This window comes from Pedobacter cryoconitis, assembly GCF_003259615.1.
Classification (GTDB): domain Bacteria; phylum Bacteroidota; class Bacteroidia; order Sphingobacteriales; family Sphingobacteriaceae; genus Pedobacter; species Pedobacter cryoconitis.
The window spans coordinates 619,798-634,395 of sequence record NZ_QLLR01000001.1; the positions used below are offsets into that span (position 1 = coordinate 619,798).

15 protein-coding genes are annotated in these 14,598 nt (G+C 40.1%); 6 read left to right on the plus strand and 9 right to left on the minus strand.

The genetic code is table 11. The annotated features are described in order from the left end of the window. The first annotated feature begins 24 nt into the window (after positions 1–24). Positions 25–1,380: an alpha-L-fucosidase gene (locus LY11_RS02705; protein WP_111632173.1), complete on the plus strand. Its 1,356-nt coding sequence runs from the start codon at positions 25–27 to the stop codon at positions 1,378–1,380. A 114-nt stretch (positions 1,381–1,494) separates the two neighbouring features. Further along, positions 1,495–2,361 carry a hydroxymethylglutaryl-CoA lyase gene (locus LY11_RS02710; protein ID WP_111632174.1) on the plus strand — a complete coding sequence of 289 codons (867 nt, stop codon included), beginning with the start codon at positions 1,495–1,497 and terminating at the stop codon, positions 2,359–2,361. Between the two features lie 20 nt (positions 2,362–2,381). On the opposite strand, the gene LY11_RS02715 is transcribed toward LY11_RS02710, so the two are convergent. The 3 genes from LY11_RS02715 to fbaA form a co-directional block, all read right to left on the minus strand. Then, complete coding sequence (locus LY11_RS02715; protein ID WP_111632175.1) at positions 2,382–2,804, minus strand: GNAT family N-acetyltransferase; 423 nt, start codon at positions 2,802–2,804, stop codon at positions 2,382–2,384. Beyond that, the gene (locus LY11_RS02720) at positions 2,782–3,270 is read right to left on the minus strand and encodes a low affinity iron permease family protein (protein ID WP_111632176.1); all 489 of its coding nucleotides are present in this window, start codon (positions 3,268–3,270) and stop codon (positions 2,782–2,784) included. The genes LY11_RS02715 and LY11_RS02720 overlap by 23 nt, the downstream gene beginning before the upstream one ends. A 124-nt stretch (positions 3,271–3,394) precedes the next feature. Continuing rightward, positions 3,395–4,474, minus strand: a complete 1,080-nt coding sequence (gene fbaA, locus LY11_RS02725) for a class II fructose-bisphosphate aldolase (protein ID WP_068402559.1) — start codon at positions 4,472–4,474, stop codon at positions 3,395–3,397. Positions 4,475–4,717: 243 nt separating this feature from the next. Here fbaA and accD point away from each other — a divergent pair, with 243 nt between their 5' ends. Beyond that, the gene (gene accD / locus LY11_RS02730; protein WP_111632177.1) at positions 4,718–5,563 is read left to right on the plus strand and encodes an acetyl-CoA carboxylase, carboxyltransferase subunit beta; all 846 of its coding nucleotides are present in this window, start codon (positions 4,718–4,720) and stop codon (positions 5,561–5,563) included. Positions 5,564–5,721: 158 nt separating this feature from the next. Here the strand turns inward: accD and LY11_RS02735 are convergent, their stop codons facing one another. From LY11_RS02735 to glmM, 6 genes are all read right to left on the minus strand, one after another. Next, complete coding sequence (locus tag LY11_RS02735) at positions 5,722–8,013, minus strand: GH92 family glycosyl hydrolase (RefSeq protein WP_170132609.1); 2,292 nt, start codon at positions 8,011–8,013, stop codon at positions 5,722–5,724. A 38-nt stretch (positions 8,014–8,051) separates the two neighbouring features. Next, positions 8,052–8,747 carry a basic secretory protein-like protein gene (locus tag LY11_RS02740; RefSeq protein WP_111632179.1) on the minus strand — a complete coding sequence of 232 codons (696 nt, stop codon included), beginning with the start codon at positions 8,745–8,747 and terminating at the stop codon, positions 8,052–8,054. 220 nt (positions 8,748–8,967) lie between these two features. Next, positions 8,968–9,174, minus strand: coding sequence for a hypothetical protein (locus LY11_RS02745; protein ID WP_111632180.1), 207 nt, complete (start codon positions 9,172–9,174; stop codon positions 8,968–8,970). Positions 9,175–9,276: 102 nt separating this feature from the next. Further along, positions 9,277–9,807 carry a GNAT family N-acetyltransferase gene (locus tag LY11_RS02750; protein ID WP_111632181.1) on the minus strand — a complete coding sequence of 177 codons (531 nt, stop codon included), beginning with the start codon at positions 9,805–9,807 and terminating at the stop codon, positions 9,277–9,279. Between the two features lie 60 nt (positions 9,808–9,867). Then, positions 9,868–11,016 (minus strand): cysteine desulfurase family protein, encoded by a 1,149-nt coding sequence (locus tag LY11_RS02755; protein WP_111632182.1) that lies wholly within the window; start codon positions 11,014–11,016, stop codon positions 9,868–9,870. Positions 11,017–11,022: 6 nt separating this feature from the next. Further along, positions 11,023–12,411 carry a phosphoglucosamine mutase gene (gene glmM / locus LY11_RS02760; protein WP_111632183.1) on the minus strand — a complete coding sequence of 463 codons (1,389 nt, stop codon included), beginning with the start codon at positions 12,409–12,411 and terminating at the stop codon, positions 11,023–11,025. A gap of 163 nt (positions 12,412–12,574) precedes the next feature. Here glmM and LY11_RS02765 point away from each other — a divergent pair, with 163 nt between their 5' ends. From LY11_RS02765 to LY11_RS02775, 3 genes are read left to right on the plus strand one after another with little or no spacing between them, the layout of a single operon-like run. Continuing rightward, positions 12,575–13,306 carry a class I SAM-dependent methyltransferase gene (locus LY11_RS02765; protein ID WP_111632184.1) on the plus strand — a complete coding sequence of 244 codons (732 nt, stop codon included), beginning with the start codon at positions 12,575–12,577 and terminating at the stop codon, positions 13,304–13,306. Next, the gene (locus LY11_RS02770) at positions 13,303–13,866 is read left to right on the plus strand and encodes a phosphatase PAP2 family protein (RefSeq protein ID WP_111632185.1); all 564 of its coding nucleotides are present in this window, start codon (positions 13,303–13,305) and stop codon (positions 13,864–13,866) included. Before LY11_RS02765 ends, LY11_RS02770 begins: the two co-directional genes overlap by 4 nt. Further along, positions 13,866–14,591 carry a ZIP family metal transporter gene (locus tag LY11_RS02775; protein ID WP_111632186.1) on the plus strand — a complete coding sequence of 242 codons (726 nt, stop codon included), beginning with the start codon at positions 13,866–13,868 and terminating at the stop codon, positions 14,589–14,591. Before LY11_RS02770 ends, LY11_RS02775 begins: the two co-directional genes overlap by 1 nt. Positions 14,592–14,598: the final 7 nt, after the last annotated feature.

Consider the following 14,598-nt stretch of genomic DNA (forward strand, 5'->3'; position numbering starts at 1 on the left):
CCAGATAACCTAAATCTTAGAAAAATGATAGTAAAGAAATTAAAGCTATTGCTACTGATCACCCTGCTCACCAGCACCAGTCTTTTCGCACAAAAGATGATCGGTAATGAAACTGCAGCACAAAAACAGAAACGTATGGAATGGTGGACACAAGACCGTTTCGGAATGTTTATCCATTGGGGCCTTTACGCACAACCAGCCAGGCACGAATGGGTAAAAAGTATAGAAGGTATATCAAATGAGCAATACCAGAAATACTTTGATCAGTTTAACCCCGATCAGTTTGAACCCAAAAAATGGGCTAAGCAAGCTAAAGCAGCAGGGATGAAATATGCCGTGCTTACCACCAAACACCATGAAGGATTCTGCCTGTTCGATACGAAATTCACCGACTACAAAGCGACTAATATACAAGCCAAACGTGACCTTGTTAAAGAATACGTAGATGCTTTCAGAGCAGAAGGAATTAAAGTTGGCTTTTACTATTCCCTGTTAGACTGGCACCACCCGGATTATACGATGGATGAAAACCACCCGCTGGTCAGGAAAGATAAAAGTGACGAAGCTTATGCCCGCTTAAACAAAGGCAGAGACATGGCGAAGTACAGAGCCTATATGCGCAACCAGATTACCGAGTTATTAACCAATTATGGGAAGATAGATATTCTATGGCTAGACTTCTCTTTCCCTAAGCCAAACGGAAGAGGCAAAGGTAAAGATGACTGGGCCTCAGTGGAACTGCTCAAATTGATCAGAAAATTACAACCCGGTATCATAGTAGACAACAGGCTGGATCTTGGCGACTATAAAGATGGCGCTGATTTTGAAACTCCAGAACAGGTGAGCACAGCAGAGCTTGCCAAATACAAAGGGAAAACCTGGGAAACCTGCCAGACCTTTTCTGGTTCCTGGGGATACCACCGCGACGAGAACAGCTGGAAAACGCATAAACAGTTATTGGATCTGCTGATTACTTCGGTCAGCAATGGCGGTAACCTGATCCTGAATGTCGGCCCTACTGCAAGGGGTGAATTTGACCACAGAGCTACCAGCGCACTGGATAGCCTGAGCCAATGGATGCACGCGAACAACAAATCCATTTACAACTGTACTTATGCGCCTGAAGGATATAAGGCCCCAGAAGACAGTAAGCTTACTTATAACCCGACCACAAAACGCTTATACGTACACCTGTTTGACTACCCTGCCAATGGCAAACTGGTACTACCAGGCTATCAGGGCAAAGTTAAGTATGTCCAGTTTTTAAATGATAGTTCCGAGCTGCTTTATAAAGATAAAGGATCGGATGACCTGGTCGTTACCATGCCCAGTAAAAAACCTGACTTTTCAATTCCTGTAATTGAATTGATCCTGCAATAAACCCACCTTAATAAAAGGCAGTTTTTCCACCGCGAAAAGCTGCCTTATTTCTGTTATTTCGTATTTTTACTTACATTGAGCCGTTGCACAAATAACCAGCGTGCGCTAAAATGTATGAGCCAGAAAGCTATTAAACTAATCGAATGTCCGAGAGATGCCATGCAAGGCATTCATGATTTTATTCCTACAGACTTAAAAGCAGCTTATATCAATTTGCTTTTGCAGGTTGGTTTTGATACCATAGATTTTGGCAGTTTCGTTTCGCCAAAGGCCATCCCTCAGCTTACCGATACCAAAGAAGTTTTAGCACAACTGGACCTTGGCAATACCCAAAGTAAATTACTGGCTATTGTAGCCAATCTGCGTGGCGCTGAAAACGCTATGCTCTATCCTGAGATCGATTACGTAGGCTTTCCATTTTCTATCTCTGAAACTTTTCAGCAAAGGAATACCAATTCCAGTATTCAGGAATCTTTAGCTACCGTAGAACAAATGCTGGAATTATGCGATAAAAATCAAAAGACCGCTGTAGTTTACCTGTCTATGGGTTTTGGCAACCCTTATGGCGACGCTTACAACACAGAAATTGTAGAACAGTGGGCATCAGCATTGGTCGAAAGAGGGACTAAGATACTCTCGCTATCAGATACCACCGGAGTTTCCACGCCAGAGAAAATTGAGGAATTACTGCCACTGCTGATCCGGAGTTTTCCGCAAACAGAAATAGGACTGCACTTGCACAGCACTCCCAGGACGCGTAAAGAAAAAATAGAAGCTGCTTACCGCAATGGGTGCAGACGTTTTGATAGTGCCTTAAAAGGCTTTGGAGGTTGCCCGATGGCGGCCGATGACCTGACAGGCAATCTGGCTACTGAAGAGCTCATCGCTTACCTTCAGCAGCAAGGGGAAACATTAAACCTGAATCTGGATAAATGGCAGCAGGCGATGTTATTGTCCTCGAAAGTATTTCAAGGAATGTAACCTCACCTGCTACCAATTATTTATTTCTTAACCATTCTGAAGTGCTGTATCCCAGCTTCTTCAAACTGTTCGCCTTCTACTGCAAAGCCAAACTTAGCATACAGGCTAACAGCTTCTACCTGCGCGTTTAAATAGATCGAGTCGGCACTATCCGGTATATCAGCTAAAGCAGCCGCTACAAGTGCCTGCCCTACCCTTTTACCCCTGTACTCTTTCAATACGGCGAACCGTTCTAATTTATAGCCATTCTCAGTTTTCCGCCATCGGCAAGCCCCACAAGGGTGATTATCCAGCAAAGCCAGGAAATGATGAGAGACATCTTCATTTTCCCATTCCAGCTCCGGCGGACAGCCCTGTTCCACCACAAAGACTTGTTTACGAATTGCAAATGCACTTTCCAATTCTTCCTGCGTCCTGATCTTATTTACCTGAAGTAGTTCCATGATGTTTGGGTTTAAATAAATGCTTCGCTTTAATTGCACTCACTGCCTGCGCCGCATCGATAGAGTGAGAACAATGAATATTGGTTTCTTGTTTTGCCAATGCCGATAATGTGACATAGAACTTATGCAGCTGATCTAACTCAGCTTCCGTTAAGTCCTCAATATCAACCATTCTGTTGCTCGCACGTTCATGCGCAGCCAAAAGTTCATTCAATTTAAGTTGTATTGCTTTTCCGTCTTTATTCTGGGCTTTCTGGATTAAAAAGACCATTAAAAAAGTAATGATTGTTGTTCCGGTATTGATCACCAGCTGCCAGGTTTCCGAATAATGAAAAACAGGGCCGCTGATTCCCCATACAATCACAATCAGCAGCGCAATAATAAAGGCCGAAGAACTGCCTGTGAACTTGGTCGCAGCGTTCGAGAACGTTTCAAATAAGTTGTTTTTCTTTCCTGAAGTTTTCATAGCTAAGTTTTGCAGCTAATTTGACGATTAAAACGCATTTACAAGGTATAACTGCAGAAAATAAATCATAAAAAAAAGCGCCTCAGATTGACTCTGAAGCGCCTTAAAGAATTCTTTTCTTTACTTATAATTTATCACTTGCGTTTCTGCAGTTCAAATCTTCAAAAGCCTGAGTTAAACGTTTAACAAATGCTTCTTCACCTTTGCGCAACCAAACACGCGGGTCATAATATTTTTTGTTTGGTTTATCGTCCCCATCAGGATTTCCGATTTGTCCCTGAAGATAAGCTTCATTCGCTTTGTAGTAATCCAGAACGCCTTCCCATAATGCCCATTGCATATCAGTATCAATGTTCATTTTGATTGCACCATAAGAAATAGCTTCTCTGATTTCTTCCTGAGAAGAACCTGATCCGCCATGGAATACAAAGTTGATTGGTTTTTCAGCTGTTAATCCTAATTTCTCTTTGATATAATCCTGAGAGTTTTTAAGGATTACCGGTTGCAATTTAACGTTACCTGGTTTATAAACACCGTGAACATTACCAAAAGCAGCAGCAACAGTAAATTTATCACTTACTTTACTCAATTCTTCATAAGCATAAGCTACTTCAGAAGGCTGAGTGTATAATTTAGAGCTATCCACATCGCTATTGTCCACACCATCTTCTTCACCACCAGTTACACCCAGTTCGATTTCGATAGTCATGCCCATTTTAGCCATACGTGCTAAATATTTAGCTGAGATCTCCATATTTTCTTCAATTGATTCTTCAGAAAGATCCAGCATATGTGAAGAGAATAATGGTTTACCAGTTTCAGCGAAGAATTTTTCACCGTGATCTAACAGACCGTCAATCCATGGCAATAATTTTTTAGCTGCATGGTCAGTATGTAATACTACCGCAACACCATAGTGTTCCGCTAATAAATGAACATGTTTTGCGGCAGATACTGCGCCTAATACACACGCATTTAAGTTATCATTGTTCAATGTCTTACCTGCATAAAATTGCGCGCCACCATTTGATAACTGGATCATTACTGGTGAATTCACCGCTTTAGCAGTTTCCATAACCGCATTGATGGTATTAGTTCCGGTAACATTAACAGCAGGCAATGCAAACTGATGTTTTTTAGCCTGCTCAAATAATTCCTGAACAGCATCTCCGTAAATTACGCCTTTATAGCCTTTTAAACTCATTGTTATTAGATTTTATGTAAGCCGAAGTTAGGAAAAATATTAGCCCGGACAAACCAATCATGTTATTATTTTCATTAATCGGCCCAATGACCGCAGGTATTAATTCCATTAGCTATATCAATATAGCAACAGGTAATACCTTAGTATTTTATAAATTATAACCTATTGAATTTATACGAAATCTAGGTTAAGCTGTTCTGATTTTTTTTCGTTTCTTTGTAATCGCATTTTTCAACGAATAACATGGCTTGGTTTAAGAGAGAAAAAAAAGGTATCAGTACGCTGACAGAAGAAAAAAAAGAAGCGCCGGATGGCTTATGGAACAAGTGTCCTAACTGTAAGAAAGCATTACACAGCGCAGACCTTATCGAAAATAAATACGTTTGTCACTATTGTGATTATCATTTGAGAGTTGGTTCTAAAGAATACTTTCAGGTATTATTTGATAACAATGAGTTTAAAGAACTTTTTGCTGACCTGACTTCAGGAGATCCGCTAAACTTTACAGACAGCAAACCTTATACAGAACGTTTGGTTGACACAATGGCTAAAACAGGCCTGAAAGACGCTATCCGTGCAGCAGTAGGTAAAATTGAAGGAGAAGAATTAGTAATTGCCTGTATGGATTTCAACTTCATCGGTGGTTCTATGGGTTCTGTAGTAGGAGAGAAAATCGCGAGATCTATCGATTACAGTATTAAACATAAAATTCCATTCCTGATGATCTCCAAATCAGGAGGAGCCAGAATGATGGAAGCCGCATTCTCACTGATGCAAATGGCTAAAACGTCTGCTAAATTAGCTTTGCTTAACCAGGCAAAAATACCATATATCTCTTTATTAACTGATCCGACTACAGGTGGTGTAACCGCTTCCTATGCGATGCTTGGTGATATTAATATTGCAGAACCAGGAGCACTGATCGGATTTGCAGGTCCAAGAGTAATTAAAGAAACTATCAAAAAAGACTTACCAAAAGGTTTCCAGACTGCCGAATTCGTGCAGGAACATGGTTTCCTTGACTTTATTGTAGACCGCAGGGCGATGAAAGCCAAGCTGGCCACTTTCCTGAAAATGGTAAAGAACTAAAAACCCGGCTGCCTGTTAAAAGGCTCCGCTATAAATTAAGAAATCCCCTGCAGAAGGTAAGTTTAAACTTCCATTCCGCAGGGGATTTTTATTTGCTCTTTGCAAACCGGTTTTATATTATAATTCGTTCTGCTGAGCTATCATGCCAGCAAACCGGCCTATTTTGTCTCTGTAGACATAGAATAAGGAAAATCACTTTCTGCAGTTCCCCTGGTTTTATTAGGTGAAGCAGTCATATCGAAATCCAATGTAGCCCCTTTAACTAAATCAGAGTGACTTAACCAGTTTTTACCATAAGCCTTACCATTGTACTTCAGCGCGTTGATATACTTGTTATCTGCACTGTTTGCAGCAGCATTGATCACGATCTGTTTTCCATTATCCAGGTTCACCGTTACCTTTTTGAATAAAGGCGCGCCCACCACATACTGATCTGTAGCAGGAGTCACCGGATAGAAACCCATCGAAGAGAAAACATACCAGGCAGAAGTTTGTCCGTTATCTTCGTCTCCGCAATAACCATCAGGCGTAGCCTTATACATTCTGTCCATTGTTTCTCTTAACCAGTACTGCGCTTTCCAAGGTTGTCCGGCATAATTATACAAGTAAATCATGTGTTGTATCGGCTGATTACCATGCGCATACTGACCCATATTTGCAATCTGCATTTCTCTGATTTCGTGGATCACAGAACCATAATAACTTGCATCAAATACAGGAGGCATCGTAAATACAGAATCCAGTTTCTCAACAAACTTGTTTTTACCACCCATCAGTCCAACCAGACCATTTACGTCCTGGAAAACTGACCATGAATAATGCCAGCTGTTTCCTTCTGTAAAAGCATCTCCCCATTTAAACGGGTTAAAAGGTGATTGGAATGAACCATCTTTATTTTTCCCGCGCATTAAGCCTGACGAAGGATCAAAGATGTTTTTATAATTCATCGCTCTTTTCTTATAAATATCAATTTCGGCAGCTGGTTTATTCAGCGCTCTTCCCAATTGATAAATCGTAAAATCATCATAAGCATACTCTAATGTTCTGGCTGCATTCTCATTCAGTTTAACATCATAAGGCACATAACCTAACTCATTGTAATACTTCACGCCTGCCCTTCCGACCGCTTCATTTGGCCCTTCATTATTCGCACCATGTTTCAGCGCTTCAAATAAACTCTCAATATCATATCCGCGTAATCCTTTGATATAAGCATCCGCTACTACAGAAGCTGAATTGTTACCAATCATACAATTTGCATAACCCGGACTTGACCATTCAGGCAACCAGCCGCCTTCTTTATAATCATTCACCAGGCCTTCCTGCATTTCTTTATTAATCGCAGGATATACCAGGTTTAAGAAAGGATAAAGCGCTCTGAAGGTATCCCAGAATCCAGTACCAGCAAACATATATCCTGGCATAGTTTTACCATTATACGGGCTCCAGTGAACAATTTTATTATTCGCGTCGATCTCATATAACTTATTCGGGAAAAATAAAGTCCGGTATAAACTTGAATAAAAAGTACGCGTCTGATCAACAGTTCCGCCTTCAATAGAAATCTTACCTAAAGTCTTGTTCCATATCGCTCTTGATTTTTGCTGTGTAGCTTCAAAAGTATCATTTGCCAATTCTCTCTTCAAACTGATCTCGGCCTGCTCCACGCTGATAAAAGACGAAGCGACTTTCATCCCCACCTTTTCACCCTTTTCAGTTTTAAATCCTATGATTGCACCGGAATGATCACTTTTTAGCTCCAGCGTGTCCTTTGCCAAAGTATTCCCATGCCATGTATTTGCAGAAGAAATAGCCTTATCGAAGTATATAACAAAGTAATTTTTAAAATTAGCAGGCAGCGGGCCACTTGCATAACGCGTGCTGTATCCGATAACTTTTCTTTCCTTAGGGATAACTTTGATATATGATCCTTTATCAAAAGCATCAATAACCACATAAGAACTATCAGACTTCGGGAAAGTAAAACGGAACTGCGCCGCACGCTCTGTCGGTGTGATTTCAGTAGTTACGTTCGCATCAGCCAGGTAAACACTGTAATAATATGGCTTTACAATTTCTGTCTTGTGAGAGAACCAGCTTGCCCGCTCATCCTGGTTGAATTTCATTTTACCAGTTACCGGCATTACTGAAAACTGTCCGTAATCATTCATCCATGGAGAAGGCTGATGCGTTTGCTTGAATCCTCTTATTTTATCAGCATCATAAGTATAAGCCCATCCGTCACCCATTTTACCGGTCTGCGGAGTCCAGAAATTCATTCCCCATGGAACTGCAATTGTAGGATAGGTATTACCATTAGACAGGCTTGGTTTACTTGCCGTCCCCATTAGCGGATTAACCCAGTCTACCGGGTCTGTTACTTTACCCGCTTGCTGTGCCAGTACAGGCATAGCCGCAGAAATAAGTAATGCTGATAAGAAATGTTTCATCATTAGTTTTGTGTGGTTTTATAGCGTATAATATTATTCTAAATTATTGGATTTTGCACATAAGCAGCCCATAATTCAGGTAAAGTTTTTGTCGTTTGTGTTTTCCAGAATTCTTCTTTGTAAGTATGGGCCCTCATTTGCTGGTCAAGGTTTTTTACGATTCCCTGGTGCTCATGTTTCTCCAGCCAGGCCAGAAATCTTGCGGTAATACGATAGCCGTTATCATAGTTCTGCCCGGATTTATAATCAGGAAGCGTCCATTTAGCACCCGCATTATCAACTCCATATTGATAACGTACATAATCTGCAATCCCTTCTGTGATCCACCACGGGCCGGCATTGCTGCCATAATTTTGTACAATGTGCATCACCTCATGCGTTACCACATCTATATCTCCGGGATGCTGTCTGAACCAGACCGGGCTAAAAGCAACAATTGTTCCCTGGGTCGCGGCCACTCCTTTATAAGTGGTATCGATTACAAAAGTGACTTCTTTTGCCGTCTTTTCATTGTATTCCGCCTTCAAAGCAGGATAGACTTTAAAAAAAGTCCCGATCATTCTTTGTTTGACTACCGGTGAGAAACTTTTGTCCTGATTGATAAAGGTTAATTTCAATCCTTTTTTATAGACGACCTCTTTGTCTTTAAAAACAGCCTTTTGCTGAGCAGAAACAATGCCTGTGATGGAGAAGAATAGTGAGCTGGTTACAGCGATAGTCCGGATAAGGTTCATATATGGTTATCAAATTAAAAACGATTTAGCAAATCAATAAACACCTATTATCCTTTTCAAGTCCAAGCTAAATCTATCCCCTAATGTAATGGAGAAAACCTTAACAGACAAATAAATCCGGTAATATTTACAGGATAGAATCTATTAAATTCCCGTTTATAAACAAAAAACCCTGAATCAGCTGTTGAATCAGGGTTTTTCTTTAGAAATAATATTTTTATCAGAAATCTCTTCCAGGCGTAGTACCAGGCTCATGCCCTGCACCTAAAGGCTTATTCTTTCTTTCAGGTCTGTTCGCAAATGCAGATCTTCCAGATTCTGACTCAGAAGATGTTTCGCCACTGCTCAAATCTTCATCACTGTCAGTTTCTTTATAAACCGTTTTCTTTTTTTCTTCTTCGTGATCGTGCTTTTCCGGAGTATTCATAACCAATGTTTTAATTAAAAATTATTGACAATTGAATACACAACAAGCCGGAAAAAATATAGTTTATATTATTTTATAATAAATCAGGAGAATCATCAATCACTACAAAGGATGATATAAATAAACCTGTTTTTTAACCTTGCGGATGATGTCATTAAAATACAGTTCTTCTCTTTCTGTCACATTGGTCATCAACACTAAAGAATGAGAAACATGAGAATCATGATAAGAAGGATGGAGATAATCAAAAGGTAAACAAACCAGCCCTAGTCTTTCATAAAAACCAATTCTGCGTATCGCATCCACAGAAGCAGGAGGCTCAACCTCCAGCAGCAACTTCCGGCTAACCATGAAATCTTTCATCACCCGCTCACCGAACTTCTTTCCCCTGTTTACCGGATCAATCGCCAGATGTTCAATAAAACACCAGTCCTCAAACTTCCAGCTGGTTACAAAACCAATAGCTTTTTCCTCTTCCAAAACTACCTGCATCGTCATTTCCGGAACTGTGCCGATCATTTTCAGCAATTGCTCCCAGTTCCTTCGCTCCTCCATTGGAAAAGCAGCATGATACAACTCCTCTACAAAGGCCAGATATGGACTCGTACTATTCTCTATAGCTATATATTGCATAATTGTGGTAAAAAAAAAGCTCTGACCGCCGGCCAGAGCTTTTTGTAATCAATAAAATTCTTAAACTGCGATATTCTGCTCTACAATATGTTTCACTTTTTCTATCACATAATCAATTTCCTCTTTCGTATTCAACTTGCTGAAAGAGAACCTGACCGATGGACGGTTCGGATCAGTACCTACAGCAGTTAACACATGAGATCCGATATTGGAACCTGAAGAACAAGCACTTCCGCCAGATGCAGAAATACCGTTAATATCAAGGTTAAACAATAACATATCTGACATATCCATTGCAGGGAATGATACATTCAGAACCGTATATAAACTTTTCTCAGGATCAGTTTCTCCATTAAAGCTAATCGCAGGAATTTCTGCAACCAGTTTATCTTTCATGTAAGTTTTCAAATCCTGAATATAAGTCTGGTGCGCTTCCATATGACTATAAGCTATTTCCAATGCTTTTGCCAATCCTACAATTCCATATACATTTTCAGTTCCGCCACGCATATTACGTTCCTGCGCACCACCAAAAATCATCGGACTGATTTTTACTGTATGGTTTACAAATAAAAAGCCTACCCCTTTCGGACCATGCAGCTTATGTGCTGCACAAACCATAAAGTGTGCTTTAATCTTTCTTACATCATGTACATAATGACCCATGGTCTGTACCGTATCACAATGATAAATAGCCTCATAACGTTCACAAATATCACCAACCTTTTCCATATCGGTTAAAGTTGCCAATTCATTGTTTGCGTGCATTAAAGAAACAAAAGAACGTGAATTCTCTTTTAACAGTTGCTCCAGATGATCATAATCAACATTACCCTTCGCATCAATATTTACAAAGCTCAGCTTATCAATAACACCATCTTTTAATAACTGGCCAAGCGTATGCTCAACCGCATGATGCTCAATTTTTGAAGTAATGGCATGTTTAATTCCAAAAGCTGCAATACCACAACGTATAGCTGTATTATCAGCCTCTGTGCCACCCGAAGTGAAAAATATCTCCGCAGGTGTCGCATTCAGTAAACCAGCTACAGTTTTACGGGCCTTTTCAATCAATGTACGTACCTCACGGCCCTGCGCATGAATTGAAGATGGATTACCATAATAATTCTCCATCACATTAATCATTTCAGCCATTACCTCTTTATCAAGAGGTGTAGTTGCAGCATTATCTAAATAGATCCTGTTCATTCTGTATTAATTCAATTTTAAAATTTCTTTGATGTCTGATATGATTTTGTTCGCCAGGTTTTCAGCTACAGTTTCATTTTCCGCTTCGCTGTAGATACGGATAATTGGTTCTGTATTTGACTTACGCAGGTGAACCCACTCGTTATCAAACTCTATTTTCAATCCGTCGATAGTACTGTTTGGTTGATTTTTGTACTTTTCCTGTACTTTAACCAGCAAAGCATCAATATCCATTTCAGGAGTTAAAGTGATCTTATTTTTAGAAATATGATAATTCGGATAGCTGCTTCTTAACAACGAAACAGATTTACCGAATTTCGCAAGATGTGTTAAAAACAAAGCGATCCCAACCAAAGCATCACGGCCGTAGTGTAATTCAGGATAGATGATCCCGCCATTACCCTCACCACCAATAATTGCATTGGTTGCTTTCATCTGGTTCACTACATTCACTTCACCCACAGCAGCAGCATGGTATTCTCCGCCCGCTCTGAGGGTTACATCTTTTAAAGCTCTTGTTGATGATAAATTAGAAACCGTGTTGCCCACCTGATTCTTCAAAATATAATCCGCCACAGCAACCAGAGTATACTCCTCACCGAACATCGTTCCGTCTTCACAAACAAAACATAAACGGTCTACATCAGGATCTACTACAATACCCAGATCTGCCTGTTTGCTTTGTACTACCTTAGCAATTTCAGTCAGATTTTCAGGTAACGGCTCCGGATTGTGCGGGAACTCACCATTTGGCTCACAATACAGTTCGAACACCGTCTCCACCCCTAATGCTTTTAATAAAGCAGGAATAAAAATACCGCCTGTAGAGTTCACACAGTCAATTGCAATTTTGAAATTTGCCTTTTTGATCAATTCAACATCAACCAGCGGCAAAGCCAGGATTACATCAATATGTTTTTGCAGATAAGAGTCATCATAAGTAACTTTTCCAAGGTCATTCACCTCAGCAAAAGAAAAATCAGCTCTTTCAGCAATTTCTAATACTTCTTTACCATTTTCATCATTGATAAACTCACCCTTCTCATTTAAGAGCTTCAATGCGTTCCACTGTTTAGGATTATGGCTGGCTGTCAGAATAATTCCACCACCCGCTTTTTCCATCGGGACAGCAATTTCGACAGTTGGCGTAGTCGATAAGCCAAGGTCTATCACTTCAATACCCAGTCCCTGTAAAGTACCAGTCACTAAGTTATTTACCATGTCTCCCGAGATCCGTGCATCCCGTCCGAGTACGATTTTCTTAATATTCGTATTTTTAATTACCCACGCGCCATAAGCTGCGGTAAACTTCACTATATCAATAGGTGTTAGCCCATTTCCAGCGATTCCGCCGATAGTTCCCCTGATTCCTGAAATAGATTTTATAAGTGTCAACTGCTATGAATTTTGTTTTCCAAAAATAGTAAAAATTTAAGTAGGCGGTGTCATATTATAGCCTGTTTAATGTCAATGTAATAAAAATGTTTATTGCCTGAATGTCCACCCAGTTGCATTCCTAATCACTATATTTGCTTTTTCTAAATTTAAGACGGTCCTTATGCAGCGAAAGTGGTTTCAATATTGGTTCAATTCTCCCTATTATCATATCTTATATAGTCAGCGTAACGACGCTGAAGCAGAGTTTTTAATTGATAACCTGACAGCTTACCTGAAGCCCGCACTACATTCCCGTATGCTGGATATTGCCTGCGGAAGAGGTCGTCATTCCGTTTATTTAAACAAAAAAGGATTTGACGTTACCGGCATTGACCTTTCTGAACAAAGTATCAAATACGCCAAACAATTCGAGCAGAAACACCTTCACTTTTTTGTGCACGATATGCGTAAACTCGGCTACATCAATTATTATGATATTGCCCTGAACCTTTTCACCAGTTTCGGATACTTTGATACAGAGAAAGATCACGTCAACGCGCTTAAATCTTTCAGAAAAAGTATCAAAGAAGATGGAACCGTAGTCATTGATTATTTCAACACGCAGAAAATTATCAGTAACCTGACACACAGAGAAACAAAAACTCTTGAAGGCATAGAATTTGATCTTCGTAAATTTGTTGCAGAAGGTAAAATCATTAAACATATCAACTTCGAACACAAAAGCAAACATTACGCTTTTGAAGAACGTGTACAAGCATTCAGTCTGGCTGATTTTGAACGGATGCTTGAAAAAAGCGGACTAAAAATCGTGGAAACATTCGGTAGTTATAGCCTGGAACCTTTTGATGTCGCTAAATCTGACAGATTAATCCTTGTTTGTAAAAAAGTATGATAGAAAGCCTGCATACCTTTGATGTAGAACTGTTTCTGAAAATTCACAGAGGATTATCGAACGGTTTCCTGGACTGGTTTTTACCATTGATGCGCAACAGGTACACCTGGGCTCCACTATACCTGTTTATTATCATTTTCAGTTTCAAAGAATATAAAAAAGGAGGCTGGTATATTATCGGAGGGGTACTCCTTACGTTTGCCCTGGGCGATATGATCTCTTCCAGGTTCATTAAGCCATTTGTGGCCAGGCTGAGGCCCTGCAATGAACCGACATTAATTCATGATATAATTCACCGTGTGCCCTGCGGCAGCGGCTATAGTTTCCCATCCGCACATGCAACAAACCATTTCGGTATTGCCGTGTTTTTAATTATGGTTTTCTATCCACGATGGAAGCCAATTCTGCCTGTTGGCCTGGCCTGGGCATTTATTATTTCTTTTGCACAAATATACGTTGGCGTACATTATCCGATTGATACCATAGCAGGTGCTGCTTTAGGCTCAACTATCGGATTTTTAGTGTCCCTGATTTATAAAAAACTACAACCAGCACTTTAATGGAAGTTTGGAAAATCTTAATCCTGTTCTTTTGCGCCTTTTTAGGAGGGCTATCAATTTTTTTAGTTAAAAGTGATAAGTCACAATTGCTGAAACTTATACTTTCTTTTAGTGGTGCTTATTTATTTGCGATCACTGTACTACACCTGATCCCCGATGCTTACAGCGGGCCTGATCACGCAGAAATAGGGATTTACATCTTAATCGGATTCCTTTTACAGATCCTGTTAGAACAATTCTCTGAAGGCGTAGAACATGGCCATATCCACAAACACAATGATACGCAGATCTTTCCTTATGGAATCATGATCAGTTTGTGTTTACACGCATTTTTAGAAGGGATGCCGCTTGCAGCAGATCAGCACAATGCCTTAATCTTTGGTATTTCCCTGCATCATATTCCCGCTGCATTTGCACTGGCGAGCATATTGATGCAAAACAAATTTAAGCCTGCCGGAATTGTCTTCTACCTGGCTGTTTTTGCGATCATGGCTCCTTTAGGGTTCTGGGTCAGTAACGGCATCAGTACAGGAAGTATTGGCGGGATAGAAGTATACTTTCATAAAATGATGGGAATTGTGATCGGGATATTTTTACATATCTCTACCACGATCTTATTCGAATCCAGCGTAGACCATAAAGTTTCCAAAAGAAAGATGGTTGCTGTTTTATTGGGTATTGGGATTGCCCTGATTGGATTTTACACCTCAGGGCATAGTCACTAGATATAAA